Source organism: Priestia sp. FW507-14D1A, from assembly GCF_058781295.1.
The window spans coordinates 283,137-303,279 of record NZ_JBYSWQ010000002.1 but is presented as its reverse complement, the minus strand read 5'-3'; the positions used below and the strand labels follow the sequence as shown (position 1 = coordinate 303,279).

Here is a 20,143-nt window from a genome sequence, read left to right as displayed (position 1 = left end):
GGCGGGCATAACAACTATGTTACCATTATAAGATGTTGTTTAAATTCATTCTTAATTAATATTGACTAAAAAAACAATATCCATTATAATGAAAACCGTTATAACAGTACATAAGTGAGAATGTTTTATACATTTTCTCATTTAATAATTATTTGGAGGGATCATGTATGCCAGAACGTATGGTAGGTAAACAAGCTCCACGCTTTGAAATGGAAGCTGTATTATCAAACAAAGAATTCGGTAAAGTTAGCTTAGAAGAAAATATTAAAAATGACAAATGGACAGTATTATTCTTCTATCCAATGGACTTTACATTTGTATGTCCAACAGAAATCACTGCACTTTCTGACCGTTATGATGAGTTTGAAGATCTTGACGCAGAAGTAATCGGTGTTTCTACAGACACAATCCATACACACTTAGCTTGGATCAACACTGATCGTAAAGATAATGGTTTAGGTGATCTTAAATATCCATTAGCAGCTGATACAAATCACGTTGTTTCTCGTGAGTACGGCGTTTTAATTGAAGAAGAAGGTGTAGCACTTCGCGGTTTATTCATCATCAGCCCAGAAGGCGAATTACAATATTCAGTTGTAAACCACAACAATATTGGCCGTGACGTTGATGAAACTTTACGTGTTCTTCAAGCGTTACAAACTGGCGGACTTTGCCCAGCTAACTGGAAACCAGGTCAAGCTACTTTAAACGCGTAAGCACAACGTTTAAAAGGTCTAACGTCCACGTTAGGCCTTTTTTTCATCGGATAATAAAGAACATATAGTTAATAATAGTGAAAATAAGGGAGGCTTTTATTCATGAAATTACGTCAGCCAATGCCTGAGTTAACGGGCGCTACAGAATGGTTAAACGGAGAGGTTACAAAAGAGCAGCTAATCGGCGAAAAGCCAACGCTTATTCATTTTTGGTCAGTAAGCTGTCATTTATGTAAAGAAGCAATGCCTCAAGTAAATGAATTTCGCGACCAATACAAGGATCAATTAAACGTAGTAGCAGTTCATATGCCGCGCTCTGAAGATGATTTAGACTTATCAAAAATTAAAGAAGTAGCAGCAGAACATGATATTACGCAGCCAATTTTTGTAGACAGTGAGCATAAATTAACGGATGCATTTGAAAATCAATATGTACCGGCATATTATGTATTTGACAAAACAGGTCAGCTACGCCACTTCCAAGCTGGTGGAAGCGGTATGAAAATGCTTGAAAAGCGCGTGAATCGTGTATTAGGCGAGAACGAATAAATACAGGCAGTTGTAACAGGTGAAAAGCATTCGATGCTTAGTAGAACTTGCATCGAATGTTTTTCTTTTTTGTGTGTAGGAAGTAACTGATAAAGGAAATATAAAAATGTGGATTTTTTCTTGTGAGTTTACACCATACTAACACTAACAACATGATACGAAACTTACTATTGGAGGTAATTTACATATGAAATTAGGTATGATTGGCTTAGGGAAAATGGGAGCAAACTTAGTATTGAATTTACTAGATCATAACCATTCTGTAGTAGCATTCGATGTGAACAACGAAGCCGTACAGAAAGTATCAGAAAAGGGAGCAGAAGGCGCTTCTTCCATTAAAGAATTAGTGAGCAAATTAGAAAAACCACGCATTGCTTGGGTCATGGTTCCGGCTGGAGAGCTCACAGAAAAAGTAATTTCTGAGCTCCAAGAACTACTTGAAGAAGGAGATATGATTATTGAAGGCGGTAATTCCAAGTATAAAGATTCTGTACGACGTGCTGCAGCTTCCGCTGAAAAAGGAATTCACTACTTTGATGTCGGAACAAGCGGCGGAATGGAAGGTGCCCGAAACGGTGCTTGTATGATGATTGGGGGAGATAAAGAAGCATTTGCTACAATCGAACCTATTTTCCGCGACATCAACGTAGAAAACGGCTATCTTTATTCAGGTGCAGCAGGAAGCGGTCACTTCTTGAAAATGGTTCATAACGGAATTGAGTACGGCATGATGCAAGCAATTGCTGAAGGTTTTGATGTGTTAGAGAAAAGTGAATTTGACTATGACTATGAAGCTGTAGCCCGCGTATGGAATAATGGCTCTGTTATTCGCTCATGGTTAATCGAATTAATGGAACGTGCATTTTCAAAAGATGCAAAACTTGATAGTATTAAAGGAGTTATGCATTCTTCCGGTGAAGGAAAATGGACGGTTGAATCAGCTTTAGATTTACAAGTGCCAACGCCAGTTATTGCTTTATCGTTAATGATGCGCTATCGCTCACTTGAAGACGATACGTTTACAGGTAAAGTAGTTGCCGCTCTTCGCAATGAGTTCGGCGGACATGCAGTAGAAAAACAATAAAAAAAGACGCTGGGACAAACGTATTTTAGACGAAGTGAAAAACGAACCATTGATCAACATTTTTGATTAGTGGTTCGTTTTTTTGTTACAGTGAATAGTTTCGTCTGTTTAAATCTTTCTAGCAGTTGATAGGAGTGCAAGTGGGGCGCCCGCGGAAAGCAAAGTCTTGCAGGGAAATCAACTGCGGTATCACAAGCAGCTCAACTAATGTATTCCATTTATTCGTCTTTAGATTGAATTCATTTAGTTATATCCCATCCTCTTTTTTATGACTATTTACCTTTTTTTGAAAAAATATCTAAAAATTATGGTAATTTATTTCGGGAACCGATATATTTAAATATGTGTGCCACATTTTAGCTAAAGGAAGGAAGGGGTATATGGAAACGTTTAAAAAACTAAAAGATTTTTATTTGCCGTACCGAATGTACTTTTTTTATTCTGCTATTTGCTTGTTGTTGGTAACCTCCATCACTGTGATTTACCCTATTGTGCTGCAATATACGATTGATCATATTGTGTTAGGAAAACAATATCAGCTAGTCGATAATGTAGCATTTATTTTTATTGGGCTGATGATTGTCAAAGGAATCTTTACATATATTCAGCAATATTACGGCGACTTATTTGGAATTAAGTCCGTGTATACTCTTCGCAATAAACTTTACCGCAAACTTCAGTATTTACCGTTTTCTTACTATGACAATGCTAAAACAGGGGACTTGATGTCTAGGTTGACAGCTGATGTAGAAGGATTTCGTTTTTTTCTATCTTTTGGCTTCTCAGAATTAATTCGCTTCGTTATTTTACTTACTGCCAGCTTTTCCGTTATGTTCTACTACTCTATTTCACTCACTCTTGTCACAATCTGCCTGCTGCCTTTTTTGGGAGTAGCTGTTTATCGTTTTGATAAACGCGTTCATCCAGCGTTTCGCTTAATTCGCCAATCGTTTGGGGAACTTAATACAAATGTTCAGGAAAATATAAGCGGCATACAAACGGTCAAGTCACTATCAAGAGAAAAATTTCAAACCTCTAAATTTAACGACTCCAACGGAGTTTATAAAAATCGAAACATTGAAACCGCGAATGTGTGGGCAACTTATTTCCCTTTAATGGAGTTTATAGGAAACTTATCCATTGTTGGTCTCCTTGCGTACGGAGGAGCGCTTGTTATGAACGGAAGCGTACGTCCGGGGGAGCTTGTTGCTTTCTTTAGCTTAACCTCTTATTTAATGTGGCCTATTATGAATCTAGGGTTTGTTATCAATATGTTTTCACAGTCTAAAGCTTCAGGTGAAAGGCTGCTAGAAATTTTAGAAGAAGAAGAAAAAGTCCATGAGCATGCCGGGAGTTTCTCTATTAATGGAACGGTCGAGTTTCAACATGTTAGCTTATCCTATCCAAACGAAGAAAAAAAGTCGCTTGAGAACATATCATTTTCTGCTTCTAAAGGAGAAGTAGTAGGTTTAATCGGAGCAACTGGAGCAGGAAAAACAAGCTTAACACAGCTGCTTACGAGGTTTTACGAACCGACTTCAGGACAAATCTTAGTTAATCATCTTCCGATTAAAGAGTATCCGCTCTCTGTTCTTCGGAAAGAAATTGGCTTTGTACTTCAAGAAACGTTTTTGTTCTCAAGCAGCATAGGAACCAACATTTCCTATGGAGTGCCAGGGATTTCTAGAGAAGACATTGTTGATGCTGCAAAACGAGCGCAGGCACACGACTTTATTATGGAGCTTCCTGATGGGTATGACACGATGCTGGGAGAGAGAGGACTGGGGTTATCAGGAGGACAAAAGCAGCGAATTGCGATTGCACGAGCGCTTATCTTAAACCCGAGCATCTTAGTATTAGATGATGCGACGAGTGCCGTTGATATGAAAACAGAAAGAGAAATTCAATTGGCTTTAAAAGAAGTGATGAAAAATCGTACTACGTTTATTATCGCACACCGCCTTTCTTCTTTGCGACATGCCGATGAAATTTTGGTTTTACATGAGGGTCAAATAAAAGAGAGAGGAAGCCATGAAACGCTCATTCAAAAGCAAGGGATTTATAAAAATATTTATGACATTCAATATGAAAGCAATACTTCGGTAATGAACGTATAACAAGGGAGGAATAGAATGGAAGCTCAAAAAAATAAAGTTGTGCGAGAGCGCTTTTATTATCAAACAGATCAAATCATTGATAAGATGTTTAACTGGAAGCAAATGGCCCGCTTGTTTCGTTATCTTCATCCATACCGAAAAAACTTGCTTCCTTTCTCGTTTCTTATGGTCATTATCACGACGGTCATTAGACTCGCTATTCCTATTTTGATAGGTGTCTATACGCTTGATCACGCTGTAAAAGATAAGAATAGCACGCTGCTCATGCAGTTAGTTTTCATAATCTTTAGCTTGTATGTCCTCTCTTATATTTCGAATGTTTTTCGAATTAAATGGATGAACCAACTCGGGCAGCACGTTATATATGATTTAAGAAAACATTTATTTACGCATGTTCAAGGGCTGTCGCACCGGTTTTTTGATACGCGTTCAGGAGGCTCTATTCTTGTAAGGATTATGAATGATATTAACTCTCTTCAAGATTTATTTACCAACGGGGTAGTTAACCTGTTTATGGACCTCTTATTGTTAGTTGGGATTGTAGTTATCTTATTTTCTCTCAGTCCTGCTTTGACATGTGCTGTTTTAGTCATTTTACCGATTATGTTCTTGATTTCCACAAAGCTGAGAAGAAGAATTCGTCGGTCATGGCAAGTTGTTCGTATGAAGCAGTCAGTATTAAATTCACATTTAAATGAGAGTATTCAAGGCATTCGCGTCACTCAATCATTTGCTCAAGAACAAGAAAATATGCTGTTTTTCGAGCGCATAAACAGTGAAAATTACGAGAGCTGGAGGCAAGCTACTCGAAAAAATGCCATGTTTCGACCGTTTGTAGAACTCACAAATGCTGTCGGAACGGCTATTTTAATTTGGTTCGGTGCCGCACTTATTCAAGATGAACGGCTAACAATTGGTATTTTTGTATCATTTGCTTTTTATCTTGGAATGTTTTGGGAACCGATTTCTCGTTTAGGGCAAGTGTATAATCAATTATTAATGGGAATGGCTTCATCCGAGCGTATTTTTGAATTTCTAGATGAAAAACCTCTCGTCACAGATTTGGAAACCGCTACGTCTTTAGACGGTATGAAGGGAAAAGTCGAGTTCAAGCACGTCTCATTTTCTTATGATGGGAAGCGGAAAGCTCTCAACAACGTATCAATTGACATAAAAGAAGGCCAGACGGTTGCTTTAGTGGGGCATACTGGATCTGGAAAAACGTCCATTGCTAATTTAATCACCCGTTTTTATGATGTGAACGAAGGGCAGATTTTAATTGATAATATGCCTATTCAAGATATTACGTTAGCAAGTTTACGGGCGCAAATTAGTATTGTGCTGCAAGAAACCTTTATCTTTTCAGGAACCATTATGGAAAACATCCGGTTTGGAAAACCGGATGCTACTGATGATGAAGTGATTAAGGCCGCAAAAGCGGTAGGAGCTGCAGATTTTATAAAGCGTCTGAAAAAAGGCTATGATACGGAAGTAGAAGAACGAGGAAACGTCTTATCCGTGGGAGAGCGTCAACTGATTTCATTTGCTCGAACGCTGTTGGCTGATCCTCGTATTATCATTTTAGATGAAGCGACAGCAAGCATCGATACGGAAACAGAAGTGAAGATTCAACAGGCGCTTAAAACGCTGTTAAAAGACAGAACTGCCATCATGATTGCTCATCGGTTATCTACTATACGAGAGGCAGATAACATCATTGTATTAGATCACGGAAGCATTATTGAAACAGGGAATCACGGGGAACTAATGCAGCAAAAAGGCGTATATTATTACCTTGTTCAAACCCATGCTACAGCTTAAAAAACAGAGGGAGCTAATCCTTCTGTTTTTCTATGAGTGTGAGAAATGGTAAAGAGGTATAAGTGTTAAAGGGAAAATGAGGTTGATGCAAAAGAATTGTGGTAAAATAACGGTAGTTCAGATTTTTTCCTGTACATAATGGAGGAATTCAAATGAAAAAAGAATTTGCAGTCATCGGATTAGGTAGATTTGGAGGAAGTATTTGTAAAACATTAAGCGATCAAGGAATGGAAGTTCTGGCGATTGATATTGATGAAGAAAAGGTAAATGAGTATGCTAACGTTGCTTCGCATGCAGTAGTAGGCGATTCAATGGATGAAGGGGTTCTAAAAAGTTTAGGAATTCGTAATTTTGATCACGTTATCGTAGCTATTGGTGACAATATTCAGGCAAGTATTTTGACGACCCTTATTTTAAAAGAGCTGGGCGTTGAAAAAATAACGGTAAAAGCGCAAAATGATTATCATGCCAAAGTATTATCAAAAATTGGCGCCAATTTTATCGTGCATCCCGAACGAGATATGGGACGAAGAATTGCCAATAACATGATTTCAAACAGCGTGCTGGATTATCTAGAGCTATCTGAAGAACACAGTATTGTCGAATTAGTAGCGAGTAAAAGAATGGCTGGCAATACGCTGATTGAGTTAGACATTCGTGCCAAGTATGGCATTAACATTGTAGCCATTAAGCGTGATCGAGATATCATCGTTTCTCCTCAGGCGTCCGAAACGATTCAAGAAGGGGACGTGTTGATTGTTATTGGAGCAGATGCAGATATCAACCGCTTCGAAAATAAATTTGCCAGTGCTTAATAAAAAAGAGCAGATGCAATTGCATCTGCTCTTTTTCTTTTATTAAACCTCCATAATGATTGGTAAAATCATTGGACGGCGCTTTGTTTTTTCGTAAAGGAATGGAGCCAATGTGTCTGTGATTTCATTTTTAATCTCAGACCATTGTGACGTACGACGTTCCATCACTTTGTTCAAGTGTTTTGTAATAAGAGATTGTGCATCATTAATTAAGTCACCAGATTCGCGCATATAAACAAAACCACGAGAGATAATGTCTGGACCAGCAGCGATCTTGAAGTCTTTCATATTGATGCTTACAACGACAATAACAAGACCTTCTTCAGATAAAATGCGGCGGTCACGAAGTACGATATTTCCAATGTCACCAATTCCGCTTCCGTCAATATATACAGAGCCTGAAGGGATTTTGCCGGCTACTGAAGCTTCGCTGTCGCTTAGAGCTAGCACCTCTCCATTATCCATAATGAAGCAGTTTTCTTCAGGAACTCCACAGTCTGTTGCAAGTTTGATGTGCATTTTCTGCATGCGATACTCACCGTGAATTGGCATAAAGTATTTTGGTTTCATTAGGCGAAGCATTAATTTTTGCTCTTCCTGTCCACCGTGTCCAGAAGTATGGATATCGTTTAGAGCACCATGAATAACCTCTGCTCCTGCACGGAATAGCATATCAATTGTTTTGCTAACACTTACTGTATTTCCTGGAATAGGTGAAGATGAGAATACAACCGTATCTCCAGGGATAATTTGAATTTGGCGGTGAGTACCATTTGCAATTCTAGATAGCGCTGCCATCGGTTCACCTTGGCTGCCTGTACATAAAATAGTCACGCGGTTAGCTGGAATTCGGTTAATTTGAGAAGGCTCAATGAACGTATCTTTTGGACATGAAATATATCCAAGCTGTTGGCCAATCTCAATAGCTGCTTCCATACTGCGTCCAAATACAGCAACTTTACGGTTATGCAATACGGCTGCTTCCACTACTTGCTGTAAGCGGTGAATATTTGAAGCAAACGTTGCAAAAATAATACGGCCGTCTACTTTACGGAAAATGTCATGAATGCTGTCACCTACGCGTCGCTCAGACATCGTAAAGTTAGGAATTTCACTGTTTGTACTGTCTGAAAGCAAGCATAGAACGCCTTCTTTACCGATTTCAGCCATTTTTGTTAAGTTAGCCGGTTCGCCCACTGGTGTAAAATCAAACTTGAAATCTCCTGTATGTACGATTTGTCCGTTTGGTGTTTTTACCACAATTCCGTAAGAATCAGGAATACTGTGAGTTGTACGGAAGAACGTTACCGATGTTTTACGGAATTTAATTACGTCATCTTCAGTAATTTCATGAAGCTGAGCTGTACGAAGCAACCCATGCTCGTCTAATTTGTTGCGAAGAAGCCCAAGGGCTAATTTCCCTGCATAAATAGGAATGTTTAATTCTCTTAATAAGTAAGGAATTCCGCCGATGTGATCTTCATGACCATGTGTAACGAAAAGGCCACGGATTTTATCTGCATTTTTTACTAAATAACTGTAGTCAGGAATAACGTAGTCAATTCCTAAAAGCTCGTCTTCAGGGAATTTAATTCCTGCATCAATAAGAATAATTTCATCTTGAAACTGTACGGCATACGTATTTTTACCGATTTCGCCTAGTCCACCCAGGGCGAAAACTGCCGTTTGATTATTTTTTACAAATTTCATTTTCATCATATCTCCAATACTTTAAAATCTTCATGCTGTTGTTCATATTCTAGATAGTCTCCAGTCACTGCTTGAACAAACTCAATATTAATTGAACGCGCTTTTAGCTTTTTACGAACGTCACGCTCAGAATCTGCGTTCACATACACTGTTTTTGTATTTTCACGTACAGCTACTTCACTCATTTTTTCTTGAAAATAAACTTTAAAAATCATAACAAAAATCTCTCCTTAATTCCGAAATTCAAATAACTTATTTTATTATATTATAAAATGTGTATGTATTTCATGTATTTTCTAAAGAAACTTGCTTTCACTACATTTTAGTCATCTAAATATAACAAGTCAATTAATTATAGAATAATATTAATAGGAAACGGATACAAGACTATATTTTCCGGGCGTATAAAAAATAAGGGCTATTCCATTGTACGATGCAGACACACACTCTGCAAATTTTACAACAGAAAGCCCTAAAAAAATCGATTATGCCATCGTTTTTTTACGCAATAATTCATTCCAGCGTTTTAGCAGCCTTTTTCGAAAATCTTTTAACATGATTTTTCAGCTCCTTTGTTTTTTTTTGCGATACCTGCCTGTCTCTCTCTGTACTTTTATTATATGATGAAAAGGGAGAGGTTTCTCGTGGTTAAATATGGAAAAGTTGTAAATAGGACCGTCCATTTATAGAGAAACTAGTGCTCGTTTGATATAATTGGAAAGGCTTAACAAAGAGATAAAAAATTATAAAAAATAAGGTGATAAACGTGGAACGAAAGATTATTTTTTTTGATATTGATGGAACGTTATTGGATCATGATAAAAAACTGCCTGCTTCTACAAAAAAAGCTGTCCAGCTGTTAAAAGAGCAGGGGCATGAAGTGGCAATTGCAACTGGAAGGGCTCCTTTTATGTTTAAAGATCTGCGTGAAGAGTTGGATATTCAAACATATATTAGCTTTAATGGTCAGTACATTGTTTTAAATGGAGAAGTTCTTTACAAAAACCCGTTAAATAAAGAAGAGCTTCAAGATTTAACAGCTTTTGCTGTTGAGCATGATCACCCTGTCGTATACATGGATCATGAAGATATGAAATCAAACATTGAATTTCATGATTATATCGAATCCAGCATCAGCACGCTGAAAATTGGATTTACCCACCCTCACCACGACCCTACTTATTTCAAAGGGCGTGAAATTTATCAATCCCTCTTATTCTGTACAGCGGGAGAAGAAGCTCCTTATGAAGAAAAATTTAAGAAATTTGACTTTATTCGCTGGCATGAATTTTCAACTGATGTTCTGCCAAAAGGTGGATCAAAAGCACGAGGAATTGAGACCATGATTGGAAAGCTTGGCTTTGACAAAAAAGATGTATATGCATTCGGAGACGGCTTAAACGATATCGAAATGCTGGAATTTGTCGGAAATGGCGTAGCGATGGGGAATGCGGAAGAAGTCGTGAAAGAAGTTGCTAATCTTGTTACAAAAGATGTAGCAGAAGATGGTATTCTTCACGGATTAGAGCTAGTAGGATTATTAAAGTAAGAAAAACGCGAGCTCTAGCTCGCGTTTTTTAGCGTTCACATGGAAAAGCATTTTCAGGTTCTTGAAATGGATTTTCTTTATTAATGTAATCATAAAACATAATTCCGTCTAAATGATCAATTTCGTGCTGAAATACGACAGCAGGAAGGCCTTTCAAACGAATTTTCACTTCTTCGCCTTCAAGCGTTGTGCCTTTTACTGTGATACGTGCATATCGAGGAACAAATCCTGGGATATCTTGATCGACAGACAAGCAGCCTTCACCGCCTGTAAGGTATGTCTTTTCTACTGAGTGGCTAATGATCTTAGGATTAAATAATGCATAGCTGTATAGCTTGCCTTTTTCATCCGTAACGTGTACCCCAATCATTCGTTTTGATACATTAATTTGAGGAGCGGCAAGCCCGATACCAGATCGCAGTCCATATTTAGCAGCAATTTCAGGATCTTGGCTGTTTTTTACATATTCTAATAAGCTATGTAAAATCTTTTTATCTTCTTCAGAAGCAGGTAACGGTACTTCTTTTGCTACTTCTCGCAGCGTTGGGTGTCCGTCTTGAATAATATCGTTCATTGTAATCAACTTTCACATCTCCCTAGGCTATTTTATAGGTATAAAGTGTACCAAATCCGTATAAAAAAGTCATTACCTCGACCTTGACCACATAAATGTTTCTACTAATTATATGTATCACACATATGGAAAAACATGCATAAGAAAAAATAAAAGCGACCGTTAGCCGCTTTTATTGTATAATTACCAGCCGCCACAGCTGCAGCCGATAATAACTAATAAAATGAACAGTACGATTAATAACACAAAACCTTTATTAGAACCGCCACAGCCATATCCACCATAACCCAACATAATGTAACCTCCCGTAGTTATCAATCCCAAGGTAAAAAGTAATAAACTCCCTTTTTTTCACGATTGGGTTAGTATAATATATTAAAAGGTGGTAAAAGGGTGTAGATAAATTGCTAATTTCCTACAAAAATTGTATAATGACCCATGAATAAGGGAGGATTTACCAGATATGAAATGCGTCGGAAGATATATAGTTATCGGCATTGCTGCTATGTCACTAGCAGGCTGTGCAGAGGGCTCATCGCCTGAGCTTGAGGTATACAATGGATTAGAAAAAGTGGTAGCGCAAGAAAAGCAATTTGCTGATCAGCAAAAACCGTTAGCTGATTTAGAACAGCAAGAAAATGCGATATACGACCAAATTATTGAGCTAGGGATTAAAGATAAAAAGAAAATAAAAAATAAAGCACAAAAAGCGCAGCAGTTATTAGATGAGCGTGAAAATAAATTACAAAAAGAAGAAAAAAGCATCAGCGCTTCGCAAAAACAGTTTGAAGCGACAGAGCCAAAGATCCAAAAGCTAGAAGATGGCAAAGCAAAAGAAGAGGCGCTTGAACTATCTTCGTTAATGAAGAAGCGTTATAAGGCCTACCAGTCCTTACATGATGCCTATCTTCATTCCATTGAATTAGATCGTCAGCTATATACGCTCTTTGAAAAAGACAATGTGAAATTAGAGAATCTTGAAACACAAATCGCTTCGATCAACGCTACTTATAAAGAAGTTGAAAAGAAAAAAGAAACGTTTAACACATTAACAGCTGACTATAACAAAGCCAAAGAGGATTTTTATAATAAAACAAAGTTAAAGGTGAAAAATAGCGAGGATAAATAAGAAGGCCTGTGAAGTTTACAGGTCTTTTTTTTTGGCTGAAAAGGAAGGTTTTCTGAAATAAAGAAAGAGTTTCGACATGATTCAAGTAAAAATTACAAAAGGTTATTGTTTTAAAAATTCGTTTATTTGTGGCAAGATAGGAGATGTGCAGACGTAAAAAAAGAGAAGGTTATTATAAAACATATAATACAGTTTGTGTCTGTGTAATAGTACAGCATGTCTTTTTTATGTGTTTTATTTCACAAACTAAAAAAGCGTAATTTCTTGATGTAAATGCATTGACGAACTGTTTTAGTGTATTGTAAACTAGGTAGCGTAGTAAGTGTTGTATTAATCATTTTTGCAAAATAATTAATACAGTTTAACGAAACGCTCGTTTCGCTTAAACTTTCCTTTTACGTAAATGTTTGCACAGAATTCGCTGGGGAATACATAGAAATGTTAAGGATTAGCGAATTCAAAAAGCTACTCGACAAAATATGACTTTTACTTGTCCATTTGGGACATTCTAAAAGCGTGTATGTTTGTTTGATTAGTAAAATGAATTTATACGGCTTAAATGAAAGGAAGAGGTGACTTAGATGGCTGCTAAAACTAAAAAGGCTATTATTGATGTATCAAAGCAACTTGATAAAATCGCTGAGCAGTACCAAACGTTCCAAATTCTTAATGAAGAGGGCGAAGTAGTAAATAAATCAGCGTTGCCAGATTTATCTGACGAAAAATTAAAAGAGTTAATGACTCGCATGGTATACACTCGTATTCTTGATCAACGTTCAATTTCATTGAACCGTCAAGGTCGTTTAGGTTTCTATGCACCAACTGCTGGGCAAGAAGCTTCTCAAATCGCTTCACATTTCGCATTAGAAAAAGAAGACTTCATTTTACCTGGGTACCGTGATGTGCCTCAGTTAATTTGGCATGGTCTTCCACTATATCAAGCGTTCTTATTCTCTCGTGGTCATTTCCACGGTAACCAAGCGCCAGAAGGTGTAGACGTACTTTCTCCACAAATCATCATCGGTGCACAAATCGTGCAAACTGCTGGTGTGGCACTAGGTCTTAAAAAACGCGGTAAAAAAGCAGTAGCGATCACTTATACAGGTGACGGCGGAGCTTCACAAGGTGACTTCTACGAAGGTATGAACTTCGCAGGTGCATTCAAAGCTCCAGCAATCTTTGTTGTACAAAACAACCGCTTTGCAATTTCAACACCAGTTGAAAAGCAATCTGCAGCACGTACAATCGCTCAAAAAGCAGCGGCTGTTGGTATCCCAGGCGTTCAGGTAGACGGTATGGATGCACTAGCAGTATACGTTGCAGTAAGCGAAGCTCGTGAGCGTGCAGTAAACGGTGAAGGTCCAACTTTAATTGAAACATTAACTTACCGTTATGGTCCACATACAATGGCTGGTGACGATCCAACTCGTTATCGTACAGCTGAGCTTGACACTGAGTGGGAAAAGAAAGATCCACTTGTTCGCTTCCGTAAATTCTTAGAAGCTAAAGGCATCTGGAATGAAGAAGAAGAAAACAAAGTAATCGAGCAAGCTAAAGAAGATATCAAACAAGCTATTAAGAAGGCTGACGATTATCCAAAACAAAAAGTTACAGATTTAATGGAAATCATGTACGAAACTATGCCTTCAAACTTACAAGAGCAATATGAAATCTACAAAGAGAAGGAGTCGAAGTAAGCCATGGCGCAAATGACAATGATTCAAGCGATTACTGATGCGTTACGCACAGAAATGAAAAACGACGAAAACGTATTAGTTTTTGGTGAAGACGTTGGCGTAAACGGTGGAGTATTCCGTGCGACTGAAGGTCTTCAACAAGAATTCGGCGAAGATCGCGTATTCGATACGCCATTAGCTGAATCTGGTATCGGTGGTCTTGCTGTAGGTCTATCGACTCAAGGTTTCCGTCCGGTTCCTGAAATTCAATTCTTTGGTTTCGTATACGAAGTACTTGATTCTGTATCAGGTCAAGCTGCACGTATGCGCTACCGTTCTGGCGGTCGCTGGAATGCACCAATCACATTCCGTTCACCATTTGGTGGAGGCGTTCATACACCAGAACTTCACGCTGATAGCTTAGAAGGTATCGTAGCATCTCAACCTGGTTTAAAAGTTGTAATTCCTTCAACTCCATACGATGCAAAAGGTCTTTTAATTTCATCAATTCGTGATAACGATCCGGTTGTATACTTAGAGCACATGAAGCTTTACCGTTCATTCCGTCAAGAAGTGCCTGAAGAATCATATACAATTGATTTAGGTACAGCTGATGTGAAACGTGAAGGTACAGACGTAACGCTTATCGCTTACGGTGCAATGGTACACTCATCATTAAAAGCAGCTGAAGAACTAGAAAAAGAAGGTATCTCTGCTGAAGTAGTGGACTTACGTACAGTTCAACCTTTAGATATCGATACAATTCTTGCATCAGTTGAAAAAACTGGTCGCGTAGTAGTAGTTCAAGAAGCTCAAAAACAAGCTGGTATCGCAGCTAACGTTGTGGCTGAAATTAACGATCGTGCAATCTTAAGCTTAGAAGCACCAGTATTACGTGTAACAGCACCGGATACTGTGTTCCCATTCTCTCAAGCTGAGGGCGTATGGTTACCAGACCACAAAGATATCGTTGAAACAGCTAAGAAAGTACTTGAATTTTAATTAGCATTTTACTGTGATAGAAATCAGCTTTGTGCTGATTTCTGTCTTAGATAAAATAAACACTAACAAATTGAACGCAACTAACTAGGAGGGTGAAGACACGTGGCATTTGAATTTAAACTGCCGGATATCGGTGAAGGTATCCACGAAGGTGAAATTGTAAAATGGTTCGTAAAAGCTGGAGATGAAATTGATGAGGATGATGTACTAGCAGAAGTACAAAATGACAAAGCTGTTGTTGAAATCCCATCTCCTGTAAAAGGTAAAGTATTAGAAGTAAAAGTTGACGAAGGTACAGTAGCTACTGTAGGACAAGTTATCGTTACTTTTGATGCTCCTGGATACGAAGATTTAAAATTCAAAGGTGACGATCATGATGATGCACCAGCAGAAGAAGCTAAAGAAGAAGCTTCAACTGAAGAAGTGACTGAAGAAGCAACAGCTCCTGCAGCACAAGCTGATGTTGATCCTAACCGTAAAGTAATTGCTATGCCTTCAGTGCGCAAATATGCTCGTGAAAAAGGTGTAGACATTAAAGCTGTTCCTGGTTCAGGTAAAAACGGACGTATTGTTAAAGATGACATCGATAGCTTCCTATCTGGTGGTTCTACAGCTACAGCAACTGCTGAAGCTCCAGCTAAAGAGGAAACTGCTTCAGCTGAACCAAAAGCAGCAGCAGCACAAGCTATTCCTGAAGGCGACCTACCAGAAACTCGCGAGAAAATGAGCGGTATCCGCCGTGCAATCGCAAAAGCTATGGTTAACTCTAAACACACTGCTCCACACGTAACATTAATGGATGAAATCGATGTAACAGCTCTTGTTGCTCATCGTAAAAAATTCAAAACAGTTGCAGCAGATCAAGGTATTAAATTAACATTCTTACCTTACGTGGTAAAAGCGTTAACTTCAGCACTTAAGAAGTTCCCAGCTCTTAACACTTCAATCGATGACTCTACAGATGAAGTAATTCAAAAACATTACTACAACATCGGTATCGCTGCTGACACTGAAAAAGGTCTTTTAGTACCAGTTGTGAAAAATGCTGATCGTAAATCTGTGTTCGAAATTTCTGATCAAATTAACGACCTTGCTGGAAAAGCACGTGATGGTAAATTAGCTCCTGCTGAAATGAAAGGCGCTTCTTGTACAATCACAAATATCGGTTCTGCTGGTGGACAATGGTTTACTCCAGTTATCAACCACCCAGAAGTTGCAATTCTAGGTATCGGACGTATCGCTGAAAAACCAGTTGTACGCGACGGTGAAATTGTAATTGCTCCAGTATTAGCATTATCACTAAGCTTTGACCACCGTATTATCGATGGCGCAACAGCTCAAAACGCTCTTAACCAAATCAAGCGTTTATTAAATGATCCAGAATTATTATTAATGGAGGCGTAATAAATGGTAGTAGGAGATTTCCCAATCGAAACTGATACTCTTGTCATTGGTGCTGGCCCTGGTGGCTACGTTGCAGCAATTCGTGCAGCTCAATTAGGTCAAAAAGTTACAATCGTAGAAAAAGGTACTCTTGGAGGCGTATGCTTAAACGTTGGTTGTATTCCTTCAAAAGCATTAATCGCTGCAGGTCACCGTTTTGAACATGCTAAACATTCTGAAGACATGGGGATTATCGCTGAGAACGTAACAGTTGATTTCTCTAAAGTTCAAGAATTCAAAAACGGCGTTGTAAACAAACTTACTGGCGGTGTTGAAGGCCTTCTTAAAGGTAACAAAGTTGACATCGTAAAAGGTGAAGCTTACTTCGTTGACAGCGAAACTGTACGTGTAATGGATGAAAATTCAGCACAAACGTACAAATTCAAAAATGCAATCCTTGCAACTGGTTCTCGTCCAATCGAGATCCCTGGATTCAAATTCTCTGAGCGCGTAATCAACTCTACAGGTGCATTAGCGCTTAAAGAAGTTCCTAAAAAATTAGTTGTAATCGGCGGAGGTTACATCGGTACTGAGCTTGGTACTGCTTTTGCTAACTTCGGTACAGAGGTTACATTTGTAGAAGCTGCTGATGAAATTTTAGCTGGTTTTGAAAAACAAATGAGTTCACTTGTTAAACGTAACCTTAAGAAAAAAGGAAACGTTGAAATCTATACAAAAGCAATGGCTAAAGGTGTTGAAGAAACTGCTGACGGCGTACAAGTTACGTTTGAAGTAGGCGGAGAGTCAAAAGTAATCGATGCTGACTACGTATTAGTTACTGTAGGTCGTCGTCCTAACACTGATGAGCTTGGTCTTGAGCAAGTGGGCGTTAAAATGACTGACCGTGGTCTTATCGAAATCGATAACCAAACTCGTACATCTGTAAGCAACATCTTTGCAATTGGTGATATCGTAACTGGACCACCACTTGCACACAAAGCTTCTTACGAAGGTAAAATCGCAGCTGAAGTAATTGCTGGCGAACCTGCTGAAATTGACTACTTAGGAATTCCAGCAGTTGTATTCTCTGAGCCTGAGCTTGCATCTGTAGGTTATACTGAAGCACAAGCGAAAGAAGAAGGGTTAGCTGTTAAAGCTTCTAAATTCCCATTTGCTGCTAACGGACGTGCACTTGCACTTAACGCTGCAGAAGGCTTCTTGAAGCTTATCACTCGTAAAGAAGACGGAGTAGTTGTTGGTGCTCAAATCGCTGGACCTAGCGCATCTGATATGATTGCTGAGCTTGGTCTTGCTATCGAAGCTGGCGTAACAGCTGAAGATATCGCATTAACAATTCACGCTCACCCAACATTAGGTGAAATCACAATGGAAGCTGCTGAAGTAGCTATTGGAAGCCCAATTCACATTGTAAAATAATGTTTTTAAAAAGTTGATGCGTATGCATCAGCTTTTTTTTTTGAAGAAAACGGTTTTCATAAAGTATCAGATGCTTGTCAGACAGTTTTTGTTGATGATGAGTAACTCCTTTAGAGGAAACGTGTAAAAAGCGCTGAGGCAGTCTTAAATGAACTCTAGATGCATACATATGAAGTGGGACGTGCTTTCCTTATAGGTAGATAAAAAATTGCTCTTTTGGATAACGAATGAAAAGGCGGCGAAGGAGCTATGAAGACGTATTTCGTTTGGAGCTTACACATTGTTATTTGGGTGGGTTATTCACTGGTTGAATTGCTATCAAAACGTGATCAGTTGACATCTAAAATTATTTTATTTTTAGTATTTGCTTATTTAGCTTACGGCATAGCAGAAATGAACGTCAAATCTAAAAGACTGGCGCTTATGATGACGGGTATGACTTCAGCTGTCTGCTTGACATGTTATCAACTAATTTTATTTTGCACAGCGTAAGATTGCATAAAAAAAGCGTTAGCTTATATAAGCTAACGCTTTTTTTGTCTTACACAGATTTCTTTTCTCTTTTTAATGCGCCTTCTTCTTTAAATGCTTTCATTAATGAGAAGACGGTTAGCACCAGCACAATTGAGAATGGAAGTGCTGCTATAATCGCAGCTGTTTGGAGCGCGTCCAAACCACCTGTCCAAAGCAGAATGATTGCTGTTAACGATTGAATTAATCCCCACGTAAGTTTAATAGAGCCTGAAGGATTTAGATCACCATTTGTTGTCTGCATTCCTAAAACAAATGTAGCTGAGTCAGCTGATGTAATAAAGAACGTAGCAATTAAGCAAATAGCGACAATGGACATGAACGTACCAAATGGAAACTGTTCAAGTACATAGAATAAAGCAACTTCTGTTCCTTTATTGTTGATAACATCCATAACAGGAAGATCCTTAAAAAAGTCTAAGTAGACCCCAGAACCTCCGAATACAGCAAACCATAATCCACCAAATACGGTCGGAACAGCTAGTACACCAATTAAAAATTCTCGAATGGTTCTGCCTCGTGAAATACGAGCAATGAACGTACCAACGAACGGTGCCCAAGCGATCCACCATGCCCAGTAGAAAATTGTCCAATCTTGAACCCAGGTGCTGTCATCAAACGGGCTCATTCGAAAACTCATTGACGGCAAGTTTTGAATGTAGCTGCCAATGGTTGTAACGAATAAGTCCATAATAAAGTTGGTTGGACCTGCAAATAACAAGAACAACATTAGCAGAATAGCTAAAACAATATTAATGTTACTCAAATACTTAATACCTTTGTTCAGCCCCGTCTGTGCTGACAGCATGAACAAGAACGTCACGATAATAATAACAATTAATTGAGTCGTGAAATTATTATCAATACTTGGCGACAAGTAAGAGGCTCCACCGGTAATTTGAATAGCACCCAGTCCTAGAGATGTTGCTACCCCAAAAACAGTTGCAAATACGGCGATGACGTTTATGATCGTTCCAAGAGGTCCATCAACACGTTTGCCTAATAGTGGACGTAAAATATTACTGATGATGAACGGGTAACCTTTTCTGAATTGAAAATATGCAAGGGCCAGTGCAAGAACGGAATAAATAGCCCAAGGATGTAAGCCCCAGTGGAAAAACGAATAACGTAGAGCAGCGCGAGCTGATTCTGCTGTACCGCCTTCACCAGAAGGTGGAGTATGAAAATGATTGATTGGTTCTGAAACACCCCAGAATACAAGTCCAATCCCCATACCAGCACTAAATAACATGGCAAACCACGAGATATAACCATACTGAGGTTTTTCATCAGGTTTACCTAGTTTAATATTTCCGTACTTTGAAAAAATTAAGTACAGCGTAAAAACTAAGAATAATGTAGCTGCTAATAAGTAGTACCAGCCAAATTTCTCGATGATAAAACTATGTATTGCCGATGTGACAGGTGTAAGCGCTGCGCTTCCTAGCACAGATTCTGGAATAACACCCCATACGATAAATACTGCAGCAATAATAACCGAAATGATAAAAACAGGAGTCAGTTTTTTCATCGATTATCGCTCCTTTCCTATTCAATTTTACATAACATAGTTTCTCATATAACATTTTTAGGTATACATGAAACCATATGGTTATACATTCTAGTAAAGTTTGCATGAAATGTCTACCCTATTAGTAAGAAAAAACGGCAAGAGCTCAAATTCTTATTTTTCGTAATTATTTTAAAGTGCGGAAATAGATGTGAAAGTAGACATTGTTTTTTCATATAAATAGAGATGATGCTAAGCATTCAGATTTTTGAAAACAAATATAACATTTATGAGAAAAATATTTTTAATGTGACATACTAATTAGTTGTTGACATATTTAATGTGACATAATAATATAATATCAAGAGTTGTAAAACGCTTACAAAAAAAGACGGTTAAAGGGGAGTTTACAAAATGGGAACAATCGTATGTCAAACATGTAACTGCACAATTGATCATTTCGAAGATGAGAAAGTGACGCGATTATACTCAACATGTAAAAGCGGAGAATGTCAAAAAGCAGATGAAGATTTAGATTAA

At 38.2% G+C, this 20,143-nt stretch carries 19 protein-coding genes; 14 read left to right on the top strand and 5 right to left on the bottom strand.

Features of this window, described 5'->3' with window-relative positions:
- Window positions 1-167 precede the first annotated feature (167 nt).
- From AC3WJG_RS09995 to AC3WJG_RS09970, 6 genes are all read left to right on the top strand, one after another.
- Complete coding sequence (locus AC3WJG_RS09995; protein ID WP_014461006.1) at window positions 168-716, top strand: peroxiredoxin; 549 nt, start codon at window positions 168-170, stop codon at window positions 714-716.
- 102 nt (window positions 717-818) lie between these two features.
- On the top strand, window positions 819-1,265 hold the full coding sequence (locus AC3WJG_RS09990; protein WP_013056043.1) for a redoxin domain-containing protein: 447 nt from the start codon (window positions 819-821) through the stop codon (window positions 1,263-1,265).
- 187 nt (window positions 1,266-1,452) lie between these two features.
- Window positions 1,453-2,349: a phosphogluconate dehydrogenase (NAD(+)-dependent, decarboxylating) gene (gene gnd / locus AC3WJG_RS09985; protein WP_014461004.1), complete on the top strand. Its 897-nt coding sequence runs from the start codon at window positions 1,453-1,455 to the stop codon at window positions 2,347-2,349.
- A gap of 380 nt (window positions 2,350-2,729) precedes the next feature.
- Window positions 2,730-4,466, top strand: a complete 1,737-nt coding sequence (locus tag AC3WJG_RS09980; RefSeq protein WP_102813912.1) for an ABC transporter ATP-binding protein — start codon at window positions 2,730-2,732, stop codon at window positions 4,464-4,466.
- 15 nt (window positions 4,467-4,481) lie between these two features.
- The gene (locus tag AC3WJG_RS09975; protein ID WP_098332287.1) at window positions 4,482-6,287 is read left to right on the top strand and encodes an ABC transporter ATP-binding protein; all 1,806 of its coding nucleotides are present in this window, start codon (window positions 4,482-4,484) and stop codon (window positions 6,285-6,287) included.
- A 152-nt stretch (window positions 6,288-6,439) separates the two neighbouring features.
- Window positions 6,440-7,102 (top strand): potassium channel family protein, encoded by a 663-nt coding sequence (locus AC3WJG_RS09970; RefSeq protein WP_013056047.1) that lies wholly within the window; start codon window positions 6,440-6,442, stop codon window positions 7,100-7,102.
- A 42-nt stretch (window positions 7,103-7,144) separates the two neighbouring features.
- Here AC3WJG_RS09970 and rnjA read toward each other — a convergent pair whose 3' ends face one another.
- Window positions 7,145-8,812, bottom strand: coding sequence for a ribonuclease J1 (gene rnjA / locus AC3WJG_RS09965; protein WP_013056048.1), 1,668 nt, complete (start codon window positions 8,810-8,812; stop codon window positions 7,145-7,147).
- A 5-nt stretch (window positions 8,813-8,817) separates the two neighbouring features.
- Window positions 8,818-9,027, bottom strand: a complete 210-nt coding sequence (locus AC3WJG_RS09960) for a DNA-dependent RNA polymerase subunit epsilon (RefSeq protein ID WP_013056049.1) — start codon at window positions 9,025-9,027, stop codon at window positions 8,818-8,820.
- A 551-nt stretch (window positions 9,028-9,578) separates the two neighbouring features.
- Between AC3WJG_RS09960 and AC3WJG_RS09955 the strand changes: the two genes are divergently transcribed.
- Window positions 9,579-10,361: a Cof-type HAD-IIB family hydrolase gene (locus AC3WJG_RS09955; protein WP_221840273.1), complete on the top strand. Its 783-nt coding sequence runs from the start codon at window positions 9,579-9,581 to the stop codon at window positions 10,359-10,361.
- A 28-nt stretch (window positions 10,362-10,389) separates the two neighbouring features.
- Here the strand turns inward: AC3WJG_RS09955 and def are convergent, their stop codons facing one another.
- The gene (gene def / locus AC3WJG_RS09950) at window positions 10,390-10,944 is read right to left on the bottom strand and encodes a peptide deformylase (protein WP_337133420.1); all 555 of its coding nucleotides are present in this window, start codon (window positions 10,942-10,944) and stop codon (window positions 10,390-10,392) included.
- Between the two features lie 174 nt (window positions 10,945-11,118).
- Window positions 11,119-11,229, bottom strand: a complete 111-nt coding sequence (locus AC3WJG_RS09945; protein ID WP_016763434.1) for a YjcZ family sporulation protein — start codon at window positions 11,227-11,229, stop codon at window positions 11,119-11,121.
- A gap of 169 nt (window positions 11,230-11,398) precedes the next feature.
- Here AC3WJG_RS09945 and AC3WJG_RS09940 point away from each other — a divergent pair, with 169 nt between their 5' ends.
- The 6 genes from AC3WJG_RS09940 (at window position 11,399) to AC3WJG_RS09915 (ending at window position 18,054) form a co-directional block, all read left to right on the top strand.
- Window positions 11,399-12,064: a YkyA family protein gene (locus tag AC3WJG_RS09940; protein WP_028407940.1), complete on the top strand. Its 666-nt coding sequence runs from the start codon at window positions 11,399-11,401 to the stop codon at window positions 12,062-12,064.
- Window positions 12,065-12,645: 581 nt separating this feature from the next.
- The gene (gene pdhA, locus AC3WJG_RS09935; RefSeq protein ID WP_013056054.1) at window positions 12,646-13,761 is read left to right on the top strand and encodes a pyruvate dehydrogenase (acetyl-transferring) E1 component subunit alpha; all 1,116 of its coding nucleotides are present in this window, start codon (window positions 12,646-12,648) and stop codon (window positions 13,759-13,761) included.
- 3 nt (window positions 13,762-13,764) lie between these two features.
- Window positions 13,765-14,742: an alpha-ketoacid dehydrogenase subunit beta gene (locus tag AC3WJG_RS09930; RefSeq protein WP_013056055.1), complete on the top strand. Its 978-nt coding sequence runs from the start codon at window positions 13,765-13,767 to the stop codon at window positions 14,740-14,742.
- A gap of 102 nt (window positions 14,743-14,844) precedes the next feature.
- Window positions 14,845-16,146, top strand: coding sequence for a dihydrolipoamide acetyltransferase family protein (locus AC3WJG_RS09925; protein WP_028407941.1), 1,302 nt, complete (start codon window positions 14,845-14,847; stop codon window positions 16,144-16,146).
- A gap of 3 nt (window positions 16,147-16,149) precedes the next feature.
- A complete protein-coding gene (gene lpdA / locus AC3WJG_RS09920) occupies window positions 16,150-17,562 on the top strand; it encodes a dihydrolipoyl dehydrogenase (RefSeq protein WP_028407942.1) in 1,413 nt (470 codons plus the stop codon).
- Between the two features lie 249 nt (window positions 17,563-17,811).
- The gene (locus AC3WJG_RS09915; protein WP_028407943.1) at window positions 17,812-18,054 is read left to right on the top strand and encodes a hypothetical protein; all 243 of its coding nucleotides are present in this window, start codon (window positions 17,812-17,814) and stop codon (window positions 18,052-18,054) included.
- 49 nt (window positions 18,055-18,103) lie between these two features.
- Here AC3WJG_RS09915 and AC3WJG_RS09910 read toward each other — a convergent pair whose 3' ends face one another.
- Complete coding sequence (locus AC3WJG_RS09910; protein WP_098248363.1) at window positions 18,104-19,624, bottom strand: glycine betaine uptake BCCT transporter; 1,521 nt, start codon at window positions 19,622-19,624, stop codon at window positions 18,104-18,106.
- A gap of 393 nt (window positions 19,625-20,017) precedes the next feature.
- Between AC3WJG_RS09910 and AC3WJG_RS09905 the strand changes: the two genes are divergently transcribed.
- Window positions 20,018-20,143, top strand: coding sequence for a GapA-binding peptide SR1P (locus tag AC3WJG_RS09905; RefSeq protein ID WP_013056059.1), 126 nt, complete (start codon window positions 20,018-20,020; stop codon window positions 20,141-20,143).

Excerpts from the sequence above, each read along its gene's own strand:
- AC3WJG_RS09980 (WP_102813912.1), top strand. The coding sequence starts at position 2,730 with ATGGAAACGTTTAAAAAACTAAAAGATTTTTATTTGCCGTACCGAATG.
- AC3WJG_RS09960 (WP_013056049.1), bottom strand. The coding sequence starts at position 9,027 with ATGATTTTTAAAGTTTATTTTCAAGAAAAAATGAGTGAAGTAGCTGTA.
- rnjA (WP_013056048.1), bottom strand. The coding sequence starts at position 8,812 with ATGAAATTTGTAAAAAATAATCAAACGGCAGTTTTCGCCCTGGGTGGA.
- AC3WJG_RS09970 (WP_013056047.1), top strand. The coding sequence starts at position 6,440 with ATGAAAAAAGAATTTGCAGTCATCGGATTAGGTAGATTTGGAGGAAGT.
- AC3WJG_RS09905 (WP_013056059.1), top strand. The coding sequence starts at position 20,018 with ATGGGAACAATCGTATGTCAAACATGTAACTGCACAATTGATCATTTC.
- AC3WJG_RS09940 (WP_028407940.1), top strand. The coding sequence starts at position 11,399 with ATGAAATGCGTCGGAAGATATATAGTTATCGGCATTGCTGCTATGTCA.
- AC3WJG_RS09910 (WP_098248363.1), bottom strand. The coding sequence starts at position 19,624 with ATGAAAAAACTGACTCCTGTTTTTATCATTTCGGTTATTATTGCTGCA.
- AC3WJG_RS09975 (WP_098332287.1), top strand. The coding sequence starts at position 4,482 with ATGGAAGCTCAAAAAAATAAAGTTGTGCGAGAGCGCTTTTATTATCAA.
- AC3WJG_RS09995 (WP_014461006.1), top strand. The coding sequence starts at position 168 with ATGCCAGAACGTATGGTAGGTAAACAAGCTCCACGCTTTGAAATGGAA.
- AC3WJG_RS09990 (WP_013056043.1), top strand. The coding sequence starts at position 819 with ATGAAATTACGTCAGCCAATGCCTGAGTTAACGGGCGCTACAGAATGG.
- AC3WJG_RS09945 (WP_016763434.1), bottom strand. The coding sequence starts at position 11,229 with ATGTTGGGTTATGGTGGATATGGCTGTGGCGGTTCTAATAAAGGTTTT.
- gnd (WP_014461004.1), top strand. The coding sequence starts at position 1,453 with ATGAAATTAGGTATGATTGGCTTAGGGAAAATGGGAGCAAACTTAGTA.
- lpdA (WP_028407942.1), top strand. The coding sequence starts at position 16,150 with ATGGTAGTAGGAGATTTCCCAATCGAAACTGATACTCTTGTCATTGGT.
- AC3WJG_RS09930 (WP_013056055.1), top strand. The coding sequence starts at position 13,765 with ATGGCGCAAATGACAATGATTCAAGCGATTACTGATGCGTTACGCACA.
- AC3WJG_RS09915 (WP_028407943.1), top strand. The coding sequence starts at position 17,812 with ATGAAGACGTATTTCGTTTGGAGCTTACACATTGTTATTTGGGTGGGT.
- pdhA (WP_013056054.1), top strand. The coding sequence starts at position 12,646 with ATGGCTGCTAAAACTAAAAAGGCTATTATTGATGTATCAAAGCAACTT.